General features: G+C 69.5%; 19 protein-coding genes and 2 pseudogenes. 7 read left to right on the plus strand and 14 right to left on the minus strand.

The genetic code is table 11. The features are described 5' to 3' along the window. Positions 1-8: 8 nt before the first annotated feature. Both galE and galT read right to left on the minus strand, forming a co-directional pair. Positions 9-977 carry a UDP-glucose 4-epimerase GalE gene (galE, locus tag AMK11_RS20500; RefSeq protein WP_073729310.1) on the minus strand — a complete coding sequence of 323 codons (969 nt, stop codon included), beginning with the start codon at positions 975-977 and terminating at the stop codon, positions 9-11. After that, entirely contained in the window at positions 974-2,035 is a 1,062-nt protein-coding gene (gene galT / locus AMK11_RS20505; protein WP_073729312.1) for a galactose-1-phosphate uridylyltransferase, read from the minus strand. Before galT ends, galE begins: the two co-directional genes overlap by 4 nt. 179 nt (positions 2,036-2,214) lie before the next feature. Between galT and AMK11_RS20510 the strand changes: the two genes are divergently transcribed. Next, on the plus strand, positions 2,215-3,894 hold the full coding sequence (locus AMK11_RS20510; protein ID WP_073729314.1) for a sodium:solute symporter family protein: 1,680 nt from the start codon (positions 2,215-2,217) through the stop codon (positions 3,892-3,894). A 21-nt stretch (positions 3,895-3,915) separates the two neighbouring features. Next, positions 3,916-4,230 (plus strand): hypothetical protein, encoded by a 315-nt coding sequence (locus AMK11_RS20515; protein WP_073729316.1) that lies wholly within the window; start codon positions 3,916-3,918, stop codon positions 4,228-4,230. 107 nt (positions 4,231-4,337) lie between these two features. Here AMK11_RS20515 and AMK11_RS20520 read toward each other — a convergent pair whose 3' ends face one another. The 4 genes from AMK11_RS20520 to AMK11_RS20535 form a co-directional block, all read right to left on the minus strand. Beyond that, on the minus strand, positions 4,338-5,018 hold the full coding sequence (locus AMK11_RS20520) for a helix-turn-helix transcriptional regulator (RefSeq protein WP_073729318.1): 681 nt from the start codon (positions 5,016-5,018) through the stop codon (positions 4,338-4,340). 192 nt (positions 5,019-5,210) lie between these two features. Next, positions 5,211-7,067: an outer membrane protein assembly factor BamB family protein gene (locus AMK11_RS20525; protein ID WP_198941419.1), complete on the minus strand. Its 1,857-nt coding sequence runs from the start codon at positions 7,065-7,067 to the stop codon at positions 5,211-5,213. A gap of 55 nt (positions 7,068-7,122) precedes the next feature. Then, positions 7,123-8,880: an outer membrane protein assembly factor BamB family protein gene (locus tag AMK11_RS20530; RefSeq protein WP_073729320.1), complete on the minus strand. Its 1,758-nt coding sequence runs from the start codon at positions 8,878-8,880 to the stop codon at positions 7,123-7,125. A 238-nt stretch (positions 8,881-9,118) separates the two neighbouring features. Then, positions 9,119-10,933, minus strand: a complete 1,815-nt coding sequence (locus tag AMK11_RS20535; protein WP_073729322.1) for an ABC-F family ATP-binding cassette domain-containing protein — start codon at positions 10,931-10,933, stop codon at positions 9,119-9,121. A 158-nt stretch (positions 10,934-11,091) separates the two neighbouring features. On the opposite strand from AMK11_RS20535, the gene AMK11_RS20540 reads away from it, so the two are divergent. Beyond that, a complete protein-coding gene (locus AMK11_RS20540) occupies positions 11,092-11,682 on the plus strand; it encodes a Uma2 family endonuclease (protein ID WP_073729324.1) in 591 nt (196 codons plus the stop codon). Between the two features lie 6 nt (positions 11,683-11,688). On the opposite strand, the gene AMK11_RS20545 is transcribed toward AMK11_RS20540, so the two are convergent. From AMK11_RS20545 to rsmI, 6 genes are all read right to left on the minus strand, one after another. Continuing rightward, positions 11,689-12,582: a 4-(cytidine 5'-diphospho)-2-C-methyl-D-erythritol kinase gene (locus AMK11_RS20545; RefSeq protein ID WP_073729326.1), complete on the minus strand. Its 894-nt coding sequence runs from the start codon at positions 12,580-12,582 to the stop codon at positions 11,689-11,691. A 7-nt stretch (positions 12,583-12,589) separates the two neighbouring features. Beyond that, positions 12,590-13,471, minus strand: coding sequence for a 16S rRNA (adenine(1518)-N(6)/adenine(1519)-N(6))-dimethyltransferase RsmA (gene rsmA / locus AMK11_RS20550; protein WP_073729328.1), 882 nt, complete (start codon positions 13,469-13,471; stop codon positions 12,590-12,592). Positions 13,472-13,540: 69 nt separating this feature from the next. After that, positions 13,541-14,815, minus strand: a complete 1,275-nt coding sequence (locus AMK11_RS20555) for a resuscitation-promoting factor (protein ID WP_274535678.1) — start codon at positions 14,813-14,815, stop codon at positions 13,541-13,543. A gap of 107 nt (positions 14,816-14,922) precedes the next feature. After that, complete coding sequence (locus AMK11_RS20560; RefSeq protein ID WP_073729332.1) at positions 14,923-15,813, minus strand: TatD family hydrolase; 891 nt, start codon at positions 15,811-15,813, stop codon at positions 14,923-14,925. Between the two features lie 40 nt (positions 15,814-15,853). Beyond that, positions 15,854-16,324: a hypothetical protein gene (locus tag AMK11_RS20565; protein WP_073729334.1), complete on the minus strand. Its 471-nt coding sequence runs from the start codon at positions 16,322-16,324 to the stop codon at positions 15,854-15,856. A 150-nt stretch (positions 16,325-16,474) separates the two neighbouring features. Next, the gene (rsmI, locus tag AMK11_RS20570) at positions 16,475-17,323 is read right to left on the minus strand and encodes a 16S rRNA (cytidine(1402)-2'-O)-methyltransferase (RefSeq protein ID WP_073729336.1); all 849 of its coding nucleotides are present in this window, start codon (positions 17,321-17,323) and stop codon (positions 16,475-16,477) included. 82 nt (positions 17,324-17,405) lie between these two features. Between rsmI and AMK11_RS20575 the strand changes: the two genes are divergently transcribed. The 3 genes and pseudogenes from AMK11_RS20575 (at position 17,406) to AMK11_RS20580 (ending at position 21,734) form a co-directional block, all read left to right on the plus strand. After that, complete coding sequence (locus AMK11_RS20575; RefSeq protein WP_073729338.1) at positions 17,406-19,151, plus strand: dolichyl-phosphate-mannose--protein mannosyltransferase; 1,746 nt, start codon at positions 17,406-17,408, stop codon at positions 19,149-19,151. A gap of 444 nt (positions 19,152-19,595) precedes the next feature. Then, the gene (locus tag AMK11_RS37465) at positions 19,596-20,957 is read left to right on the plus strand and encodes a PIN-like domain-containing protein (RefSeq protein ID WP_241847033.1); all 1,362 of its coding nucleotides are present in this window, start codon (positions 19,596-19,598) and stop codon (positions 20,955-20,957) included. A gap of 16 nt (positions 20,958-20,973) precedes the next feature. Beyond that, positions 20,974-21,734: pseudogene (locus tag AMK11_RS20580) on the plus strand (NUDIX domain-containing protein). On the opposite strand, the pseudogene AMK11_RS38590 reads toward AMK11_RS20580, so the two are convergent. Then, positions 21,718-21,930 (minus strand): annotated as a pseudogene (locus AMK11_RS38590) (XRE family transcriptional regulator); the annotation flags it as partial. The pseudogenes AMK11_RS20580 and AMK11_RS38590 overlap by 17 nt on opposite strands. A 257-nt stretch (positions 21,931-22,187) precedes the next feature. On the opposite strand from AMK11_RS38590, the gene AMK11_RS20590 reads away from it, so the two are divergent. After that, a complete protein-coding gene (locus AMK11_RS20590; RefSeq protein WP_143194586.1) occupies positions 22,188-22,748 on the plus strand; it encodes a hypothetical protein in 561 nt (186 codons plus the stop codon). A 194-nt stretch (positions 22,749-22,942) separates the two neighbouring features. Here AMK11_RS20590 and AMK11_RS20595 read toward each other — a convergent pair whose 3' ends face one another. Then, positions 22,943-23,428, minus strand: a complete 486-nt coding sequence (locus AMK11_RS20595) for a hypothetical protein (protein WP_079187572.1) — start codon at positions 23,426-23,428, stop codon at positions 22,943-22,945. Positions 23,429-23,504: the final 76 nt, after the last annotated feature.

A 23,504-nucleotide genomic window follows, 5' to 3' on the forward strand; every position in this document is an offset into this window, starting at 1 on the left:
GCTCTTCCCTAGTCCTGGCCCGCGCGCCGCTGCGCGAACTCCCACGCGTCCGCCACGATGCCCGCGAGGTCCGCGCGGGACGGGTTCCAGCCCAGCTTCTCCTTGGCGGTGTCCGCCGACGCGACCAGGACCGCCGGGTCGCCGCCCCGGCGCGGTGCCACGACCTCGGGGATCGGGTGGCCCGTCACCCGGCGCACGGTCTCGACGACCTCGCGGACGGAGAAGCCGTTGCCGTTGCCCAGGTTGCAGATGAGGTGCTCGCCCGGGACGGCGGCCGTCACCGCCAGCAGGTGGGCCTCGGCCAGGTCGGCGACGTGGATGTAGTCGCGCACGCAGGTGCCGTCCGGCGTCGGGTAGTCGTCGCCGAAGACGGAGATGGCGTCGCGGCGGCCCTGCGCCACCTGGAGGACCAGCGGGATCAGGTGCGACTCGGGGTCGTGGCGCTCGCCGTACTGGCCGTAGGCGCCCGCGACGTTGAAGTAGCGCAGCGACACCGCGCCCAGGCCATGGGCCGCCGCCTCACCGCTGATCATGTGGTCGACGGCGAGCTTGGAGGCGCCGTACGGGTTCGTGGGCTTCGTCGGCGCGGTCTCGACGATCGGGACCTGCTCCGGCTCGCCGTACGTCGCGGCCGTGGAGGAGAAGACGAGGCGGCGGACGCCCGCCGTGCGCATGGCCTCCAGCAGGGCCATGGTGCCGCCGACGTTGTTGTCCCAGTACTTCTCGGGCTTCACGACGGACTCGCCGACCTGGGAGAAGGCGGCGAAGTGCAGCACGCCGTCGAACGAGGCGTCCAGCCACTTCGCGGCGTCGCGGATGTCCCCCTCGATGAAGGTGGCACCCGACGGCACGCCCTCCCGGAAGCCCGTGGACAGGTTGTCGAGGACGACGACCTCGTGGCCCGCCTCCAGCAGATGCTGGGCGACCACGCTGCCGACATAGCCGGCCCCGCCCGTCACCAGGTACTTCCCGCTCATGAACTCGCTACCTCTCGCAGTCGCTCGGCCGCGCGCTCCGGAGGCACGTCGTTGATGAACACGTCCATGCCGGACTCGGAGCCCGCGAGGAACTTCAGCTTGCCGGACGTACGGCGGATAGTGAAAAGTTCCAGGTGGAGCGCGAAGTCGTCCCGCGTCACACCCTCGAAGTCCTCCAGCTGTCCGAACGGGGCCTGGTGCCAGGCCGCGATGTACGGCGTCGAGGGCTCACCCTCCCCGAAGATCCGGTCGAAGCGCCTCAAGAGTTCCAGATAGACCTGTGGGAACTCCGTGCGGGCCGCCTCGTCGAGCCCGAGCAGGTCGGGCACCCGCCGCTTGGGGTAGAGGTGCACCTCGTAGGGCCAGTGCGCGGAGTACGGCACGAAGGCCGCCCAGTGTTCGCCCTCCAGGACGACCCGCTCACCGGCCAGCTCCTCCTCCAGTACGGCGTCGAAGAGGTTCTCGCCGCCGGTGGCTTCCTTGTGGGCGGCGAGCGAACGGAGCATCTGCGCGGTGCGGGGTGTGGTGAAGGGGTAGGCGTAGATCTGGCCGTGCGGGTGACCCAGCGTCACCCCGATCTCGGCGCCCCGGTTCTCGAAGCAGAAGACCTGTTCCACGGAGGGCAGATGCGACAGCTCCGAGGTGCGGTCGGTCCAGGCGTCGAGGACGAGCCGGGCCTGCTCCTCGCTCAGGCCGGCGAAGGAGGCGTTGTGGTCGGAGGTGAAGCAGACGACCTCGCAGCGGCCGGAGTCGCCGGCCAGCGAGGGGAAGCGGTTCTCGAAGACCACCACGTCGTACGACGAGTCCGGGATCTCGCTCAGCCGCTCCCCGTGCGACGGGCACAGCGGGCACTGGTCGGCGGGCGGGTGGTAGGTGCGGCCCTGGCGGTGCGAGGCGATGGCGACCGAGTCGCCGAGCAGCGGGTCGCGGCGGACCTCGGAGGTGGTGACGGTCCGCTCCAGCGGGCGCCGGTCCACGGCGCCGCGCACCGCGTCGTCGTGCAGGTCGTAGTAGACGAGCTCGCGACCGTCGGCCAGCCGGGTCGAGGTCTTCTTCACAGCCGCACTCCTCCGTACCCACACCCAATCATCCAACACAATCAAACATAACACTTCACAACCCACCAGCACCCCCGATCATCACGATCAAACAAAGAACACCACCAAAACTGTTCATTTCCTGAACGCGGAGGCGTAGGTTCCGCTGCGGATCAGTTCGCGCAACGAAGCGAGTTCGTATGCATACCCCCACATACCTAGCCGCGGAGCTTCGACTCCCCACCAACTGGCTCGACTACACGATCCTCGGGATCTACTTCGTCGTCGTGCTCGGGATCGGCTTCGCCGCCCGCCGGTCGGTCAAGACCAGCCTGGACTTCTTCCTGTCCGGCCGTTCGCTGCCCGCCTGGGTCACCGGCCTCGCCTTCGTCGCGGCCAACCTGGGCGCCACCGAGATCCTCGGCATGGCCGCCAACAGCGCCCAGTACGGCGTCTACACGACCCACTGGTACTGGATCGGCGCCATCCCGGCGATGGTCTTCCTGGGCCTGGTGATGATGCCGTTCTACTACGGCTCCAAGGTCCGCTCGGTCCCGGAGTTCCTGCTCCTGCGCTTCGACAGGTCCTCACACCTGCTGAGTTCGATCCTGTTCGCCGTCGCGGCCATCCTGATCGCCGGCGTGAACCTCTACGCCCTCGCGATCGTCGTCGAGGCACTGCTGGGCTGGCCGCAGTGGGTGGCCATCGTGGTCGCCGGCTTCTTCGTCCTCGCCTACATCACCCTCGGCGGCCTCTCCTCGGCCATCTACAACGAGGTCCTCCAGTTCTTCGTGATCCTGGCCGGCCTCATCCCGATCACGATCCTGGGCCTGAAGAAGGTCGGCGGCTGGGACGGCCTGTCCGACTCCCTCACCCAGTCCCGCGGCGGCGACTTCATGACCGCCTGGGGCGGCACGGGCATCGGCAGCGACAACCCGCTGGGCGCCAACTGGCTGACCATCGTCCTCGGCCTCGGCTTCGTGCTCTCCTTCGGCTACTGGACGACGAACTTCGCCGAGGTGCAGCGCGCCCTGTCCGCGAAGAACCTCTCGGCGGCCCAGCGCACCCCGCTCATCGCCGCCTTCCCGAAGATCTTCATCGTCTTCGTCGTCATGATCCCGGGCCTGGTCGCCGCGGTCCTCGTCCCGAGGATCGGCACGCCCGGCTCGGACCTCCAGTACAACGACGCGATCCCGTACCTGATGCAGCAACTGCTGCCCAACGGCGTCCTCGGCATCGCGGTCACCGGCCTCCTGGCCGCCTTCATGGCCGGCATGGCGGCGAACGTGTCCTCCTTCAACACGGTCTTCACCACGGACATCTGGGCGCGTTACGTGGTGAAGGACCGGGAGGACGACTACTACGTGCGCTTCGGCCGCCTGATCACGGTGATCGGCGTCCTGGCCTCCATCGGCACGGCGTTCCTGGCCTCGTCGTTCTCCAACATCATGAGCTACCTCCAGACGCTCTTCTCCTTCTTCAACGTGCCGATGTTCGTGGTCTTCATCATCGGCATGTTCTGGAAGCGGGCGTCCATGAAGTCCGGCTTCTGGGGCCTGATCGCGGGCACCACGGCCGCGATGGTGAACTACTTCGTCATCTACAAGCAGGGCATCATCGACATCCCCTCCGACCAGGGCGCCAACTTCGTCTCCGCGATCGCGGGCTTCGTGGCCGGCGCGGTGGTCATGGTCGCGGTGTCCCTGTTCACCGCGCCGAAGCCGGCCGCCGAGCTTCAGGGCCTCGTCTACGGCACCGTCTCCCCCGGCATGTCCGAGGCGCCCGCCAAGGGCGACGACGCGTGGTACCGCAAGCCGGCGCTGCTGGGCTGGGGTGCGGTCGTGCTGGCCGCCGCCTGCTACATCCCGTTCTCGTTCTGATCGCGGGAGGATTGAGAGAGCATGTCCGATTTCGACTCCTACTCCGACAAGAACGTCCAGGACGAGGTTTCCGAGCTGGAGACCAAGTCCGTGACGGCCGCGCGGCTGTTCGACATCCGGCGGATCATCGGCGGGCTGTTCGTGGTCTACGGCGTCATCGTGACGATCGCGGGCTTCGTGGCGTCCGACGACGAGATCGACAAGGCGCAGGGGGTGAACATCAACCTGTGGACCGGGCTGGGAATGCTGGTGCTGGGGCTGTTCTTCCTGGCGTGGCTGAAGCTACGGCCCACGGCTCCGCCTACGCCGCCGCTGGAGGAGACCGCCGAGAAGTGACGCCGGTCCCGTGAACGCCGGTCCCTGACCGGCGTTCACGGGCGGGGACGGGTGCGCAGCCCGGCGTGGCGGGGTGCCGCTGCTCCCACCCGCCGCAGGCGCCCCGCTCAACCGCCGGAGGCAGAGGCACCGGCCCGGTCCAGCAACCCCGTCCGGGCCGCCAGCGCCGCCGCCTCCAGTCTGGAGCCCACGCCCAGCTTCATCAGCACCCGCTGCACATGCGTCCGGGCCGTGGACGGCGCGATGCCCATTCCCGCCGCGATCAGCCGGGTGTCCTCCCCGTCCGCGACCCGCACCAGCACCTCCACCTCCCTCGGCGTGAGCATCTGCAGCAGCCGCTGCCCCTCGTCGTCGGGCTGGGTCGCCGGGTTCAGCAGCTCGCCGAACGCACCCTGCAACAACGCGGGCGCCACCGCCGCCTCCCCGGCCCGCGCCTTCATAATGGCCCGCTCGACGCCCTCTATCCGCTCGTCGTGCCGCACGTACCCCGACGCCCCCGCCGCGAACGCCGCCGCGATCCCGCGAGGGTTCGGCACGGGCCCCAGTACCAGCACGGCCACCTGCGGACGCTCCCGCTTGATGCGTACCACCGGGTCGAAGATCCCCGGCTCGGCCGGCGTCGCCGTCCCCAGCAGGCACACCTCCGGCGCCCGGCTGATCACCAGCTCCGCCGCCCCCGCCGCCGGCGCCGCCGCCGCCAGCACCCGGTGCCCCCGCAACTTCAACGCCGAGGCCAGCGCCTCGGCGAGCAATCGGTGATCGTCGACCACCATGAGCCGTACACCCATCGAGCAACCCCCCAGTCACCCTCCCCAGTCCCCCGGAAGCTACACGCTAGTGCCCCCGCGCGCTGCCCCTACCGGCAAGAACCGCCCCGGATCACCGAAAATCCATGCAACACACCATGCAGCACGCCACGCGAAACGGCCCCGCCCCCCGGCAAGGGGACGGGGCCGTCACGGGCTACGGCGCCGCGTGTCTCAGCCGCTCGTGCCGAACGCGATCGCCAGGTACTCCTTCTCGTCCGCGCTGCTCGGCGCGCTCGCGTACACCTGCGACATGTACAGGTGCCCCTGCGAGTACCGGACCTCGGAGTAGTCCGGCGACATCCGGGCCTCCACGTTGCGTACCGCCTCGGTCGCCGGGTTCTCCATCAGCGTGGTCTGCTTGAACGTCCCGCCGTCGATGCTCACGATCTGGCCGCCCTTGTCGTACGGGGGGCGCTTGTACGCGATCACGTTGCCGCCGTCCATGCGCAGCGGGGTGATGGTGTAGCCGTCACCGGCGTCGGCGCGCTCGCCGGTCTGCTTGCCGGTGGTCAGGTCGAAGGCGACGACCTCGTTGGTGCGGCTGTAGGACTCGCCGCCGCTCTCGTGCTCCTCGGTCGTGATGTAGAGCCGGTTGTTGCCGACCGCCAGACCGCGGCAGTCCTCGACCTCGGTGATCGACTCGCAGCTGGCGCCGTACTCGTCACCCGGTGCGGAGATGCGGGCCAGGAGCTTGCCGGTCTTGTTGTCGATGGAGAAGAAGTCCGAGATACCGCTGCCGTCCCCGGCGGAGTCGCCGACGTCGGCGGCCACGACGAGGGGCTCGGTGGAGACGACGGCCGCGTACTCGATGCCCTTGGCCATCTTGTACTCGGAGACCACCTTCCCGCTCTTCGGGTCGATGGTCTGGATGTTCAGCTGCCGGGCGTCGTACGAACCGCACTTGCGCACCGCGACCAGCTTCTCGCCGCCGCCGTAGCCGGCGTCGTAGCAGGTGTCGGTGGCCTTCGGGGACCACAGCTCGTCACCGGTGGCGATGTCCCAGGCGATGCCGCCGTCGCTGCTGCCCGCGGCGACGGTGCCGCCGCTCAGGGTCACGTTGTCCAGGGACATCGGCCGTCCGCCCGTCTCGACGGACTTGGTCCACGCGGTCTTGCCCGCCGCGAGGTCGAGCACGGCGATCTCCGTGCAGGACTGCGGCTCGGCCTTGGTCGGCATGGCGGGCTTGTAGATGATCGCCGTCTTGTCGTCCTCGGTGACCCGGTGGCTGGCCTCGCACACCGGGCCGGGCAGGTCGACCGTCCAGGCCTTGCTGCCCTTGTCCCGGTCGTAGCCGACGATCTCCGCGATGCCGCTCTTGGCGTACACCTTGTCGGTGAGCCAGGAACCGGAGACGACGATGGTCCTGTCGTCCTTGCTCACGGCCGGCATGGGGACCTGGAAGAGCACCTTGGACGCCGGGTCCGAGGGCACCTTCTCCTCGCCGCCGGAGGACTTGCCGCCGGAGCCGCCCTTCTCGTCCGTGCCGCCGCCCGTGCCGCCGGAACTGGCGGTGTCGTCCTTGCCCCCGTCGTCGCCGGAGGACTTGGCGTACCAGACTCCGCCGCCGACGATCAGCGCGATCGCGACGACGGCCGACACGATGATCGCCATCTGCGCGTTGATCTTCCGCCCCCCTCCGCCGCCCGGCCCGCCGGCCTGGGGCTGCAACGGCATGGTCGGCTGCTGATAGCCGTACCCGGGCTGACCCGGCATCCCCGGCTGCCCGTACGCGGGCGTCGGCTGCCCGTACGGCCCCGGCTGGCCCGGCTGCCCCGGGTAGCCGTACCCGGGCTGCGGCTGCTGCGGCGGCGTCTGCGGATATCCGTACCCCGGCTGCGGCGCGGGCCCGGACGGCGGGGCTGCCGGAGGCGTCTGCGGGTAGCCGTACCCCGGCTCGGGCGCCTTGCCGAGGTTCGGTCCACCGCCCGCGGGCGGGGTGGGCGGCTGCTGCGGCGGCTGGTTCTGCGGCGGGCCGAAACCGCCCCCCTGCGGGGGCTGGTTGGGCGGCGGGGGCGGCGGCTGGGTCATGACGTGGCTACCTCGTGGAGCGGGGACGGAGGACGGAACGTGCGGAGGAAGAAGGTCACTTGCCGAAGGCGAGCATCAACTTCTCCTTCGCTTCGTCGTTCCCGGTCAGGCGGGTGCTGGAGATGTAGAACCGCCCGTCGACCCAGTCGATGTCCTTGGAGTAGAAGCTGTTCTCGATGTCCGCAACGGCCTGCGGGTTCTGCAGCAGCTTGGCCGGCTTGTGGTCGCTGCCGCCGGTCGGGATCGACACGACCTGGCCGCCCGCGTCGTACGAGGGCTGGACGTAGGCGATGAGCTGGTCGCCCTCGACCTTCATCGGCATCATCGACTCGTCCGCGGGGGACTTGGTCCGCCACTTCTCCTTGCCGGTGGCGAGGTCGATGGCGACGATCTCGTTGGCGCCGGTGGTGGCCTCGGTCGGCAGGTAGAGGGTGCCGCCGGCGACGGCGACGCCCGCGCAGCCCTGGAGGTCGCGTTCGAGGATCGCCCAGCCGCACTCGGGGGCGAAGTCCTCGTCGACGCCGACCTGTTCCTGGACCTTGCCGCCGGAGGTGAAGGTGGAGATGTTCCAGACCTTCTTGTCCTCGTTGGTGGCGTAGACGACCAGCGGGTCGACGGAGTACGCGCGGGCGACCCGCCAGCCCTTCTCGTACTTGTAGGTCCACAGGACCTTGCCGGTCTTCGGGTCGAGGCCCTGGAGCTCGTCGTGCGCGTTGTTGCCGCCGGCGCCGCAGGAGGCGACCTGGACCAGCTTGTTGGCGCTGCCCGCGAAACCGGCGGGGAAGCAGGCGTCGCCGTACTTCCTCTTGTCGTACAGCTTCTTGCCGCTGGTGATGTCGTACGCCGTGCCGGACTGGGACCGGGCGACCATCAGGGTGTTGCCGCTGACGGTGAGCTCGACGGAGAGCGTGGTGTCGAACAGCTCGCCGTCCTCGACCTCCTCCGACCAGCCCTTCTCGCCGGTGGCGAGGTCGATCTCCTGGAGCTTGTTGCACTTGGCGCGGTCGCTGGAGCCGCTCATGTAGGCGACGACGATCTTGTCGTCGGCCGTCTTCTCCGGGGTGACCGCGCAGATCTTCTCCGGGAAGGCGATCGGGTCCCAGGCGGGCTTGCCGTCGCCGGCGTTCCAGGCGAAGACCTGCTTGTACGCCGCCTTCACCGCGGCCTTGTCGGTGATCCACATGCCCTCGGCGTCGGCGCCGGAACCGGGGGCGTCGGGCGCCTCCTTGTACCAGAGCACCTTGGACTCACCGGCCTGACGGCCCTCGTTGAGGTTCTCGGGGTCCTCGCCGCCGTCGCCGCTGCCGTCACCGGGGTTGACCGGGGCGCCGCCGCCGGAGCCGGAGGGCTTGGGGTCGTCGCTCTTGCCGGCGACGGGCTTCTTGTCCTTGTCGTCACCGCCGGCCGCGGTGACCGCCCACACGCTGCCGCCGATGACGAGCAGGGCGGCGACCGCGGCGCCGACCGCCAGGGCCGGCTTGCCCTTGAACGGGTTGCGGGAGCCGGAGCCGCCGGGCGGTGGGGTGCCGGGCGCGCCCGGGAACTGCGCCTGCGGGTAGCCGTACCCCGGCTGACCGGGCTGCTGCGGCTGGCCGTACGGGCCGGGCTGCTGCGGCTGGCCGTACGGGCCGGAGTTGTACGGTCCGGGCTGGCCGTAGGGACCCGGCTGGCCGGGCGGCTGCTGCGGGTAGCCGTACCCCGGCTGCGGCTGCCCCTGCGGAGGTGGCGGGGTCGGTGCCCCGAAGCCTCCCGGCGGTGGGTCCTGCGGCGCTCCGAAGCCACCCTGCGGCGGCTGGTTGGGCGGCTGGCTCATCAGCGCGTTCCCCCTTATGACTCACTGATTTTTAGCCACGTCCCGAGGTACGCGCTGGCCTCGGAGTCGTTTCACGGCAATCATTCAGACAGTTCTCAGACGGCCTTTCTATCACCCGACGCGAAGCGCACACCGGGCCGCGTCCGCCCCTGTTCCCAAGGGAGGACCGGCCCGTGATGCCCCTGTTACTCGCTTTCACGTCCTCTTCACGCCGCACGCGCCCCCCGCGCGCAGGGCATCAGGCGTCCTCGGCGAGTTCCAGCCAGCGCATCTCCAGCTCCTCGCGCTGACCTGCCAGTTCCCGCAGCTCAGCGTCGAGTTCGGCCACCTTCGCGAAGTCGGTGGCGTTCTCGGCGATCTGTGCGTGCAGCTTGGTCTCCTTCTCGGAGACCTTGTCCAGCTGCCGCTCGATCTTCTGGAGCTCCTTCTTGGCGGCGCGCACGTCGGCGGCGCTCTTCTCGGGCACGGCGGCGGCGGGCTTGGCCGCCACGGCCGGGGCGCTCGACGCGGCGGCCTCCTCCATCCGCTGCCGGCGCTCCAGGTACTCGTCGATGCCGCGCGGCAGCATCCGCAGGGCACCGTCGCCGAGGAGGGCGAAGACCCGGTCGGTGGTCCGCTCGATGAAGAAGCGGTCGTGGGAGATGACGATCATCGAGCCGGGCCAGCCGTCGAGGACGTCCTCGAGCTGCGTCAGGGTCTCGATGTCGAGGTCGTTGGTGGGCTCGTCGAGGAAGAGGACGTTGGGCTCGTCCATCAGCAGCCGCAGCAGCTGCAGCCGCCGCCGCTCACCGCCGGAGAGGTCGCCGACCGGCGTCCACTGCTTCTCCTTGCCGAAGCCGAAGGTCTCGCACAGCTGCCCGGCGGTCATCTCCCGGCCCTTGCCGAGGTCGACGCGCTCGCGCACGCGCTGCACGGCCTCCAGCACCCGCCAGGTCGGGTCGAGCTCGGCGACCTCCTGCGACAGGTAGGCCAGCTTGACGGTCTTGCCGACGCGCACCTGCCCGCCCGCCGGCTGCTCCTCGCCCTCGCTGCGGGCGGCCTGGGCCATGGCCCGCAGCAGGGACGTCTTGCCGGCGCCGTTGACACCGACCAGGCCGATGCGGTCGCCGGGGCCGAGCTGCCAGGTGACGTGCTTGAGCAGCACCTTGGGACCGGCCTGGACGGTCACGTCCTCCAGGTCGAACACGGTCTTGCCGAGCCGCGACGAGGCGAACTTCATCAGCTCGCTGCTGTCGCGGGGCGGCGGCACGTCGGCGATCAGCTCGTTGGCGGCCTCGACGCGGAAGCGCGGCTTGGAGGTGCGGGCGGGCGCCCCGCGCCGCAGCCAGGCCAGCTCCTTGCGGACGAGGTTCTGCCGCTTGGTCTCCTCGGTGGCGGCGATGCGCTCGCGTTCGGCGCGGGCGAAGACGTAGTCGGAGTAGCCGCCCTCGTACTCGTAGACGTCGCCGCGCTGCACGTCCCACATGCGGGTGCAGACCTGGTCGAGGAACCAGCGGTCGTGCGTCACGCACACGAGTGCCGAGCGCCGCTCGCGCAGGTGCTTGGCGAGCCAGGCGATGCCCTCGACGTCGAGGTGGTTGGTGGGCTCGTCGAGGACGATCAGGTCCTGTTCCTCGATGAGCAGCTTGGCCAGCGCGATCCGGCGCCGCTCACCGCCGGAGAGCGGCCCGATGACGGTGTCCAGCCCCTGCGGGAACCCCGGCATGTCCAGCCCGCCGAACAGTCCGGTCAGCACGTCGCGGACCTTGGCGTTGCCCGCCCACTCGTGGTCGGCCATGTCGCCGATGACCTCGTGGCGGACGGTCGCCTCCGGGTCGAGGGAGTCGTGCTGGGTGAGCACGCCGAGACGCAGTCCGCCGGAGTGGGTGACGCGTCCGGTGTCGGGCTCCTCCAGCCTGGCCAGCATCCGGATCATGGTCGTCTTGCCGTCGCCGTTGCGGCCGACGACACCGATGCGGTCCCCTTCGGAGACGCCGAGGGACACGCCGTCGAGGAGTGCACGGGTGCCGTACACCTTGCTGACGTTCTCGACATTGACCAGGTTGACGGCCATTTCTCTCCTGCCTGGGGGATCGATCAGCCTTCAAGCGTAGGCCCTCCGGGGGGTGGGGTGGGGCGGGCGGGGGTGGTCACTCTTTGTGGTGACGTGTGTCAGATCTCCCGGTTACCTTGGAGGGCAGGGCAGCAGGATCCCGTCTCATGGGAGGAACCATGACCGCCGAGTCCGTCGAGCAGCCGCGTTGGCCCATGCCGCCGACGGACGGTTACACAGTGGACGACCTGTTCACACTGCCTGATCTCCCGCGACACACCGAGTTGATCGACGGGAGCCTGATTTTCGTGAGTCCCCAGCGCTGGTTCCATTTCACAGCCATCGACCTGCTGGTCAGCGGCCTGCGCAGCACGATCCCGTCGCATCTCAAAGTCGCCCGGGAGATGACCATCGTTCTGGACCAGCGCAACGGTCCGGAGCCAGACATCTCCCTCATCAAGGCAGAGGCGAGACGGGGGCCGCTGCAGACGCGTTTCGAGGCCGACGAAGTCGTGATGGCGGTCGAGGTGATCTCGCCGGAATCCGAGTCCCGTGACCGGCACACCAAGCCTTACAAGTACGCCGCAGCGGGGATTCGCCATTTCTGGCTGGTCGACATGGTGAGCCCGGACAGTCGTCCCGTGATCCAGGTGTACGAGCTGGCGGAGACCACCGGTACGTACGCGCTGACGGGCATCCACCACGACCGGATCAAGGTCGACGTCCCCTATCCGATCGACATCGACCTCACCGCCATCGACAAGCTCTGATCGCCCTCACACCACCGTCGCCCCCGCCGCCGCCCCCACCGCGGTCCGCACGTCCCGGCACGTCCCCGACGCCCGCAGCACGCCCGCGATGTCGGAGGCCGACCCGGCGTCGGGGGCGAGGAAGGCCGTCGTCGGCCCCGACCCCGACACCAGCGCCGCCAGCGCTCCCGCCGCCCGCCCCGCCGCGAGGGTGTCGCCCAGTTCCGGGAAGAGGGAGAGCGCGGCCGGCTGAAGGTCGTTGGAGACGGCCACGGCGAGGGCGGTCGGGTCGCCCTTGGCGAGGGCGTCGAGGACCGCCTGGTCGGCGACCGGCTCCGGAATGTCCAGGCCCTCCCCCAGCCGGTCGAACTCGCGGAAGACGGCCGGCGTCGACAGCCCTCGCGCGGCCAGTGCGAACACCCAGTGGAAGTCGCCGCCGACCTCCAGCTCCGCGAGCTTCTCGCCCCGCCCGGTGCCCAGCGCCGCCCCGCCGACCAGGCTGAACGGCACGTCGCTGCCCAGCTCGGCGCAGATCTCCAGCAGCTCGTCGCGCGAGGCGCCGGTGCCCCACAGGGCGTCGCAGGCGACCAGGGCACCCGCGCAGTCCGCGCTGCCGCCCGCCATGCCGCCGGCGACCGGGATGTCCTTGGCGATGTGCAGGTGGACGTCGGGGGCGCGGCCGTAGCGCTCGGCGAGGGCGAGTGCCGCGCGGGCCGCCAGGTTGGTGCGGTCCAGGGGGACCTGGGCGGCGTCCGGGCCCTCGCAGGTGACGCGGAGTTCACCGGCGGGGGTGGCGGTGACCTCGTCGTACAGGGAGACCGCGAGGAAGACGTTGGCCAGGTCGTGGAAGCCGTCGGGGCGGGCGGCGCCGACCGCGAGCTGGACGTTGACCTTGGCGGGGACGCGGACCGTCACGCTCACTTGCTCGTCACTCCTCGTGCTGGGCGATGCGCGCCTTGTGCTCGGCGATACGCGCGAACTCTTCCACGGTCAGCGCCTCTCCGCGCGCCTGCGGCGACACGCCCGCGGCGACGAGGGCCTCCTCGGCGGCCGCGGCTGACCCCGCCCACCCCGAGAGGGCGGCCCGCAGAGTCTTGCGGCGCTGGGCGAACGCGGCGTCGATGACGGCGAACACCTCGCGCCGGGACGCGGTGGTCTTCAGCGGCTCGGTCCGCCGGACGAGTGACACCAGGCCGCTGTCGACGTTCGGCGCGGGCCAGAAGACGTTGCGGCCGATGGAGCCGGCCCGCTTGACCTCGGCGTACCAGTTGGCCTTCACGGAGGGGACGCCGTACACCTTCGAGCCGGGTCCGGCGGCGAGACGGTCGGCGACCTCCGCCTGGACCATGACGAGGGTCCGCTCGATGGTCGGGAAGGTCTCCAGCATGTGGAGGAGTACGGGCACGGCCACGTTGTACGGCAGGTTCGCGACCAGCGCCGTCGGGGCCGGGCCCGGCAGCTCGGTCACCTGCATGGCGTCGGAGTGGACGAGCGCGAACCGGTCGGCGTGCTCGGGCATGCGGGCGGCGACGGTGGCGGGCAGGGCGGCGGCGAGGACGTCGTCGATCTCGACGGCGGTGACCTTGTCGGCCGCCTCCAGCAGGGCCAGGGTGAGCGAGCCGAGACCCGGTCCCACCTCGACCACCACGTCGTCGGGGCGTACCTCGGCGGTGCGGACGATACGGCGGACCGTGTTCGCGTCGATGACGAAGTTCTGGCCGCGCTGCTTGGTGGGGCGTACGCCGAGGGCCGCCGCGAGTTCGCGGACGTCGGCGGGACCCAGGAGGGCGTCGGGGGTGGGGCTGCTCACCCCGCAAGGGTAGCCGGGGGCGGGCGCGGGGCCGTCCGGGCCGAGCAGCAGCGGACCGCCCGGGGGCGGTCAGCCCTGCAGCCGGGCCCCGCAGTGCGGCCACGGGCTGCTGCCGCTGCGGACGTACAGCTTCTTCGCCCGGTACGTCTGCTCGGCGGCCGTCGCGTCCTCGGGGCGTCCCTCGCCGCCGAGGCTGTGCCAGGTGTCGGCGTCGAACTGGTAGAGGCCCCCGTACGTCCCGGAGGCGTCGACGGCCTGCGGGCGGCCGCCCGACTCGCAGGCGGCGAGGGCCTGCCAGTTCAGGTGGTCGGCGCCCCGGACGGACGCGGGACGGGCGCGGGTGCCGACCCGGACGATCTGCGGGCGGGGTGCGCGCACCAGCTCGGTGCGCAGCTCGCGCGGCTTCTGCCGGACGCCGTTGACGGTGCGCAGGGCGTAGGTGGTCCGCCGCAGACCGGGCCGTCCGGCCTGCTGGACGACCTCGGTGCCCCGGTAGAGGGTCGGGTCCTCGGTCCGTCGCTCGGCGAAGGGGACCGGGTCCTCGCGGACCTCCTGGGAGCCGGTGATCCGCAGCACCGTGATGGTCTGCCCGTCGCGGGGGAAGCCGGTGCCGGGGACGGAGGTGGTGTCCTCGCCGTGCAGGGTGACCCCGGCCTGTTCGACGGCCTCGCTCACGGTGGCGGCGTTGGTGCGGATGGTGCGGGCCCGGCCGTCCGCCAGGACGGTGACCACGCGTTCGGTGCGCACGTCCAGGGCGAGTCCCTCGCGTCCGATGCGCCGGGAGGCGGGGGCGGACAGGTGCGCGCCCTGGGTGCGCACGCCGAGTTCCCGCAGCGCCCCCGCCACCGTCTGAGCGGTCGTCCACACCTGGCGGCGGCGGCCGTCGAGGGTGAGCAGGACGGGGCGTCCGTGGCGGACGGTGACCTCCTCGCCGCTGGTCAGACCGGTGCCGGGGGCGGGGGTGATCACGTCGTGGGCGCCCACCTGGACGCCTTCCTCGGCGAGCAGTTCGGTGACGTCGTCGGCGAAGGTGTGCAGCGTGCGCGGGGTGCCGTCGACGGTCAGCTCGACCGCCTTGTCCTCGGCGACGAAGGCGGTGGTGCCGCCCGCGAGGAACGCGACGACCAGGGCGCGCGGCACCAGGCGGCGCAGGGAGCCGTCCGTGGGCGCGGGCCGGCGTTCCCGGCGCCGGCGCGCGGCCCGGCCGCCGTCGGGGGCGGGTACCGGGTTGGTGCCCTGCCGGGGCAGCGGGGGGCGGTAGGTGTCGCCGTACGGCAGGGTCGGCGCGCTGTGGACGTCGTACGGCGCCCGGGTCTCGTAGGTCTCGAACTGCGTTCCGTTCACGCCGACACGCTCCAGGGGTCCGGATCGGGCCCCCAGAACCTAGCGGAGCGTCCGTCACTCTCCAAAGCAGGACGAGCACTCAGCGTGGCGAACGGGTGCGCCCCGCCTCAGTACCCGAAGGCGCGCGCGGTGTTCGCGGCCAGCGCGCTCGCCAGCGTGTCCTCGTCGACGCCGCGCACGGCGGCCATGGCACGCACCGTGACCGGGATCAGGTAGGGGGCGTTCGGCCGGCCCCGGTAGGGCACCGGCGTCAGGAACGGCGCGTCGGTCTCCACGAGGATCAGCTCCGGCGGGGCGACGGCGAGGGCGTCGCGGAGGTTCTGGGCGTTCTTGAAGGTGACGTTCCCGGCGAAGGACATGTAGTAGCCGGCGCTCGCGCAGATCTCGGCCATCTCGGCGTCGCCGGAGTAGCAGTGGAAGACGGTGCGCTCGGGGGCGCCCTCCTCCTTGAGGACGCGCAGGACGTCGGCGTGGGCGTCGCGGTCGTGGATGACCAGGGTCTTGCCGTGCCGCTTGGCGATCTCGATGTGGGCGCGGAAGGACCGCTCCTGCGCCTCCTTGCCCTCGGGGCCGGTGCGGAAGTAGTCCAGTCCCGTCTCTCCGACGCCCTTGACCTGCGGAAGTGCCGCGAGGCGGTCGATCTCGGCGAGCGCCTCGTCGAGCGCCGCGTCCCCGCCGGGCTGCCGTGCTCCCTGCCGCGACCAGCCGTCGGGGTCGCCGTGGACGATGCGCGGCGCCTCGTTGGGGTGCAGGGCGACGGTGGCGTGCACGGCGTCGTGGGCCGCCGCCGTCTCGGCCGCCCAGCGGGAGCCGGCGAGGTCGCAGCCGACCTGGACGACGGTCGTGACGCCGACCGAGGCGGCCTTGGCGAGGCCCTCCGCCACCGTGCCCGACTGCATGTCGAGGTGGGTGTGGGAGTCGGCGACCGGTACCCGCAGGGGCTCGGGCAGCGGCGGCGCGTCGTTCTTGTCGGAGCGGCCGGAGGCGTTCGAAGGCATGCCTTCGATCCTACGAAAGCCCCGGCCGGGTCCCGGCGGGTCAGCTCGCCCTGCGGTGGAGGTGCAGGGAGTGCAGGAGGTCGCTCAGGTGCCAGTGCCCAGGTCCACGTCCGGCCGTCAGGCCCGGCGCGCCCGGCCCCGGCGCCTCGGGCACCACCTGACCGGCCGGCACCTGCGGCACCTGGGGCACCTCCAGGGGCCCAGCCGGCGGCACCCGGTGGAGGCCGTGGGAGGCGCCGCGCACGGAGGCGACCCGCCCCGGCCGCATGATCCGCACGACGTGGTTGTCGCAGTTGGCGCAGGTCGGCCGGGTCAGCGGGGAGGGCACGACGCGGCCGTCGGCGACGTAGCGGACGAATGCGTGGCCGTCGGCGTCCGTGTGGTGCTCGATCGCGAACGACTGCTCCCAGCCGTGCCCGCAGCGCATGCAGGCGAACGAGTAGGACTCGTGGACGACGGCTGTGGCTCCCAAGGCCGTCCCGGTCCGTGCCGCGCTCTCACTCGTGCTCATCCCGGCTCCTTCGGTCCAGTCGCCTTTCCTGCCCCCAGTGGACTCCTCCACCGGCCGGAAAGCACCAGGCAGTGCCGAGTGTTTGAGCCGATTTGGGCTGTCCTTGACGGAAGGGCCCGCAAGGTCAGGACCGGGTCAAGCGCGGCCGGATCACGCCCCCGCGTTCTTCGCCGCCACCACCGCGTCGAACACCTCGCGCTTGGGCAGGCCCGCCTGTGCGGCGACCGCCGCGATGGCCTCCTTGCGCCGCTCCCCCGCCTCCTCGCGCACCCGCACCCGGCGCACCAGTTCCGCCGCGCCGACCTCCTCGGGCCCCTGCTCCGGGGCCCCCTCGACGACGACGGTGATCTCGCCGCGCACCCCTTCGGCGGCCCACGCGGCCAGCTCCCCCAGCCCGCCGCGCCTGACCTCCTCGTACGTCTTGGTCAGCTCCCGGCAGACGGCGGCCCGCCGCCCGGAACCGAACGCCTCGGCCATGTCGGCGAGCGTGTCGTCGAGGCGGTGCGGGGCCTCGAAGTACACGAGGGTGCGGCGCTCGGTGGCCGCCTCGCGCAGCCGCGCGCGCCGCTCGCCGGCCTTGCGGGGCAGGAACCCCTCGAAGCAGAACCGGTCGACGGGCAGCCCGGACAGGGCGAGCGCGGTGAGCACGGCGGACGGCCCGGGTACGGCGGTGACCCGGACGTCCCGCTCGACGGCGGCGGCGACCAGCCGGTAGCCGGGGTCGGAGACGGACGGCATCCCGGCGTCGGTCACCAGCAGCACGCGCGCGCCGCCCGCCAGCTCCTCGACCAGCTCGGGGGTGCGGGCGGACTCGTTGCCCTCGAAGTACGACACGACGCGCCCGCGCGGGGTGACACCGAGCGCCTGGGTGAGCCGGCGCAGCCGCCGGGTGTCCTCGGCGGCGACGACGTCGGCCTCGGCCAGTTCCTCGGCGAGCCGGGGCGGCGCGTCGCGCACGTCGCCGATGGGGGTGCCCGCCAGTACAAGGGTTCCAGTCACCTCCCCATCCTCCCAGCAACGCGTGGGGACCGGTCCGGGGCATGCGCGGGACGTGCACAGCGCGGTTCCCTACGATGGCGCGGTGACCAGTACCGCGTCCTCCACGGACACCCGGCAGGACCAGGCCCCGCACGAGCAGCGGCCGGCCTGGCAGCAGCGGCTGCGCCGCTTCGGCTACCCGGCACCGCCCGCGGCCGACGACGTCCGCGACCGGCTGGTGCCGCCGTACACGCGTCCGGGGCCGCGGCTGTGGGTCTTCCTCAACCTGTCGAAGACGCGCGCCGAGCGGCTCGTGCGCTGGTCGGCGTGGGGCGGGCCGCTGCTGGTGGCGCTGTTCGCGGGGGTGCTGCGGTTCTGGAACCTGGGCAGCCCGAAGGCGGTGATATTCGACGAGACGTACTACGCCAAGGACGCGTGGGCGCTGATCCACCGCGGTTTCGAGGTCAACTGGGACAAGAACGCCAACGACCTGATCCTGAACTCCGGCGGCGACGTCCCGATCCCGGCTGACGCGTCGTACGTCGTGCACCCGCCGGTCGGCAAGTACGTCATCGGACTCGGCGAACTGCTGTTCGGCTTCGACCCGTTCGGCTGGCGCTTCATGACGGCGCTGCTCGGCACCCTGTCGGTGCTGCTGCTGTGCCGGATCGGCCGGCGCCTGTTCCGCTCGACCTTCCTGGGGTGCCTGGCGGGCGCGCTGATGGCGGTGGACGGGCTGCACTTCGTGATGAGCCGCACCGCGCTGCTGGACAGCGTGCTGATGTTCTTCGTGCTGGCGGCCTTCGGCTGCCTGGTCGCCGACCGGGACTGGGCCCGGGGCAGACTCGCCGCCGCGCTGCCCGTGGACGCCGACGGCCGGGTCCGCCCGGACGCGCACCTCGCGGAGACGTTCCGCTTCGGGTGGCGGCCGTGGCGGCTGGCGGCGGGGCTGATGCTGGGCCTGGCGGCGGCGACCAAGTGGAACGGCCTCTACATCATGGCGGCGTTCTGCGTGATGGCCGTGCTGTGGGACGTCGGCACCCGCCGGGTCGCGGGCGCCCACCGGCCGCACCTGTCGGTCCTCAGGTACGACCTGGGCTGGGCGTTCCTGTCGACGGTGCCGGTGGCGCTCGGCACCTACCTGCTGTCCTGGCTGGGCTGGATCCTCTCCCCCTCGGACGGTACCGGCGGCTACTACCGCGACTGGGCGGCGACCGACGGCAAGGACAGCTCCTGGTCGTGGCTCTTCCCGGACTGGTGGCGCAGCCTGTGGCACTACGAGACGCAGGTGCTGGAGTTCCACACCCACCTGACGTCGCCGCACACGTACCAGTCCAATCCGTGGAGCTGGATCGTGATGGGCCGCCCCGTCTCCTACTTCTACGAGTCGCCCTCGCCCGGCTCGGACGGCTGCCCGGCCGACGCGGGCGAGAAGTGCGCCCGCGAGGTGCTGGCGCTGGGCACGCCGCTGCTGTGGTGGGTGGGCTGCTTCGCGCTGCTGTACGTGCTGTGGCGCTGGGTCTTCCGCCGGGACTGGCGCGCGGGCGCCATCGCCTGCGGCATCGCGGCCGGCTATCTCCCCTGGTTCCTGTACCAGGAGCGCACGATCTTCGTCTTCTACGCGGTCGTCTTCGTCCCCTTCCTGTGCCTGGCGGTGGCAATGCTGCTGGGGGCGATCATCGGCCGGCCGGGCTGCGGCGACGCCCGGCGGGTGGCGGGGGCGACGGGCGCGGGCGTACTGGTGCTGCTGATCGCCTGGAACTTCATCTACTTCTGGCCGATCTACACGGGCACGGCGGTCCCGATGGAGGACTGGCGGGCGCGGATGTGGCTGGACACGTGGGTGTAGCCGGGCAGATCCGTCGTGGGGGCACGGCGGCATAGCGTGCCCCCGTGGTCGATGTTGGTCGTTGGCGGTCGTCGTTGGTCCCCCGCGTACGGCCCAGGGACGGCCCAACCCTGGCCCTCAGCAGATTTACAGTCTGCAAGGCATGAGCTGCTGACCTGGTCTTTCGCTGTCTAGTCTGCACCTCCCCCACGCGTGCCACGTGGCCCGCAGCGGGTCCCCTGGCCGTCACTTCCCACGCAGACGACGTGAGTGTGATGTCAGCAGGCTCTCCGACGTTGCCTCCTGCACCCGGGAGCCGTGTACGGTCACCGATCCTTCGTAAACGCCAGACGCAAAGAGCGTTAGCCTGCAACACTGTTTGACGAAAATATGCGTCACTCAGAGGGCGGGGAGGCAGCTTTGACTGAGGAGAAACAGGAAACTCCGGGGACAGCGAAAGGAAAAATGCGCCGAGGGATCTTTGATTGCGATGACGCCTACAGGACACCCGTCCGCGAGGATTACGAACGCCTTTTCACACACGGTTTGATAGCACTAGATACGAACGTGCTACTCAACCTATACCGCAGCAATAACCACACCAGAAGAGACACGTTCTCCGTCCTAAAAAAGCTCCGCGACCGCATATGGGTCCCACACCAAGTTCTATCGGAGTTTTGGCGCAACCGAGACCTACCTTCAGTGCGAGGACATCATCGCACTAAAGCCAAAGAGACGTGTGCAGCTCTAGACAAAGCACATAGATCCATGAATGACGCGCTAGACCGCTGGCTTAAAGACGTTCACTTGTCCAATGACGCGAACGCCAGAGATCATTTGAATCGTAACAGAAGTTCTATGGAAATCGTCCTAACGAGCCTGAAGTCTTTCATTCAGTCGCAAGCAGAGCGAGACGCACTGAAGGACGTCTCCGCGACTCACTCGGATCCGGTTCTGTCTGAACTCGAAGCACTACTACATGGACGCATCGGCGAGCCTGCCTCCGAGGCAACACTTACGAGCGCCCTGAAAGAAGCAGAGAAGCGGGCCGAGAAGCGCATCCCTCCAGGATATGAGGACTTTAAAGACAAGCCGATCGAGAAAGCAGCCGGCGACTATCTGCTGTGGTCGCAAATCCTTGACGAAGCAGAGCACCGGAAGAGCGATGTCCTCCTTGTGACCGGTGACGTTAAGCCAGATTGGTGGATTACCGCATCTAGCCATACACCCGCTCGGCCTAGAACTGAACTGGTCGTCGAGCTCCGCAACAGGGCAGGCGTTCAACTCTATATGCTCACCCCCAGTCAGCTACTCGCACAAGCAAACGAAATCCTAGATCTGCGAGTAGACGAACGATCGGTACACGATCTGGCCACGGCTGAGCAGGATTACGCTGACCCACTGCCATACAGCAGGGCCATCGAGTTGATGCTGCGCCAGCAATTCACTGAGGCGCAAGTGCTCAACCTGGAAGAACAGCTTGATAACGGCATGCGAACGCCAATTCCGGATCTAGCCGTAATCCATCCAGACGGCACAACGATTGGTATCGAGGTTAAGAAGTACACTCAAGGTGTTAAAGTCGAAGATATTAGATACGTGGCAGAAATGATCACGCAACACCGGTTGGCTGCGGTTCTTGTGGTCACGCATAACTCCCTGACAACCCAGGCAATTGAACACCTTGGGCACGTAGCGAGTAAGACGGGAGCAAGGACAGCATGGGTCCAGATCAAGAGCGAATTCGTTGACGACCTTGGCAGCTATGAGGCGCTACGAATGTCGGTAGAGAACCTAAGCGCTTTTCATAGAGCTAAAGACGTGTGACAGAACGACTCGCAGAATAGTCCGGACACATGACTCCGGAGGCGGGTACGCCCCCGGCGACAAGCTCCCCTCAGAACGCACGCTCGTGGAAGAACTCAGCATCGCGGCCGGACGGCTCTACGGCAGGTGCTCGCCCGTCTCGTCTCCGAAGGACAGCTGGAGGTGCGGGGACGGAGTTCGTACCGGGTGCCGGGCGCGGTGAGCGTTCAGCGTCCGGAAGGGCTGGAGCCCTGGCGTATCCACGGCGAGCGCGACGTGTACGACAACCGGTGGGTCAGACTTCAGCTCTGGGACGTGGAGCCGCCCGGGGTGAAGCGGTTCGAACACCACGTCGTTAGGCTTCACCACGTGGCCATTACCGCTGTCGTTGATGATCAGGACCGCGTCCTGATGATGTGGCGGTACCGCTTCGTGCCGAAGCAATTCGGCTGGGAGCTCCCCGGCGGCATTGTGGACGAGGGGGAAGACCCAGCGGACACGGCGCTGCGGGAGACCGTCGAAGAGACGGGATGGCAGCCCAAGTCGCTGGAACACGTTGTGAGCTATCAGCCCATGGGCGGCATGGTCGACTCCCCGCACGAAATCTTCTTGGGACACGGCGCTGAGAAGGTCGGTGAGCCGACCGACCTGGAAGAGGCCGACCACATCGAGTGGGTACCGCTGGCGGACATTGCCGGGCTCATGGCCCGCGGTGAGCTGCTGGGCTCTGGCACCCTCGTTGCCCTGCTACACATTCTCGCGGCACGGCGCACTCAGGGACTCACAACCGCGCACTGAGCAGGTCGACGCGACGACGCTGCCGGACCGAGCCGGTACGGCCCGCCAACAAGCGAGCCTGCCGCAGATGCGTGCCAGCGTCGTCGTACTCGGCTCGCGTGAGGTGAGCTTGCGCCAAGTCGGCATGAAAGCCGGCGCGGGCGCGCACAAACGTCGGGTCCATGATCTCAAACGCGCGGTAAAGGCTGGTGACTGCCGACTGCCCGACGACAGTCGGCGTGCGCTGGAAGCGGCCATGGCCGTCACACCGCCGGGCCCCGAGGACAGGGACCCATTCACCCTCCGGACCTACACGCACCTCCTGCCGAGCAGTGAAGGCCGAACGCGCACAGCCGTGGATCTCCTGTATGGGAAGTCGAGAGCTGGCGCCTTGGTAGCAGAGGGACAGCCGGAGGCGTAGGCGGCTGTACCGAACGCCCTGTGAGCGATTGAGTAAGCAAGGAGAATGTCGATGTGGATCAGGGAATCGCAGCGGTACTTGCAGGGGTCGCCGGACTAGTGGGTGCCGGTGTAGGAGGACTTGCTACAGCCTACGGAGCGCGCATCGGCGCTCAGAAGACCATCGAGGCGACACGGCTACAGGTCGAGCGTCAATCGGAAGCTGAGCACCTGCACTGGATACGCGATCATCGCCGAGTGTCGTACGGCGATGTCCTGGCTGCCCAGGCAGCCTTTCTAGCCTCAGCCGTCAACTATCAAGTACTTCGATTGCAGGCGAACCAGTCGCTCTCCAGCGAGGAACGCACAGTCGTCAGGGACCTGTTTGCGGCGCTCTCTGAGGCTGCGGGACGCGTCGACCTCTGGGGACCGAGCGACGTGGTCGCCCAAGCATACGCACTGCGTACGGCGACTGGCCGTATGTTCGTCGCGCTCGTGGGCTGGGCTGAAGCCCTCGACGGACCACAAGGCGACAACACCGCAAGTCACTCAGCCGAGTACCAAGCAGCCTTCGAAGGGTTCAAGGAGGCAAGGACCGCGTTTGTCGGCGCCGCGATCAAGGCCTTGCACGACTAGGGCCACGGGTACACGACGGCCCAGATCGCGCGCGCGGAGCGCGTAGTCAGCCAATGCGCGTGGTCAACGCCCTGGCGTCGTGGCGAACCGTGACTTCATCTACTTCTGGCCCATCTACACGGGCACAGCGATCCCCAAGGAGGCCTGCCGGGCGCGGATGTGGTTGGACACGTTGGTGTAGCCGGGCAGGCACGTCATGAGGGCGGGTTCATGACCGCGCGGGCTGCGTCCAGGAACGCCAGCCGGTTCTCCTCCAGGTAGTTCCGCACGCTGGCATCGTCCGGCAAGCCTTCCCACACCGTCTTGTTGAGGTCGAGGAAGTACGCGCGTGCCGCATCGTGCACGGGCAGGGGGAACTGAATCCGGATGAGCCGTTCCGCGACCCAAAGCCTGTTCATGACATCCTGGGTCGTGAGGAACCAGTCGTCGGTGCGTTCCCACTCGGGAGGCCGGCTGAAGGCGGAGCGTTCGGCCTCGGCACCCACCTCGATGAACCGCTCCAGCAACGCCAGCCGTTCCGCCCGTCGGGCCTCCGACAAGGAGGTCTGCTGCCGTTGCTGTTCGGCACGTTCCGCCGAGAGCTGAGTCCTGTGCTGGACGAGGTAGGACAACGCCCCGCCGAGGACGACACCGCCCAGCGATATGAGTGACACCCAAACCTGACCTGACATGGCCGTCATCGTTCCACGCCGTGGATCTTTGGACGATCCCGCGAGTCGGTGCCGGTGTTCAGCCCAGCCCACCGGGCGATCGTGG

The organism is Streptomyces sp. CB02414 (assembly GCF_001905385.1).
In the GTDB taxonomy this organism is placed as follows: domain Bacteria; phylum Actinomycetota; class Actinomycetes; order Streptomycetales; family Streptomycetaceae; genus Streptomyces.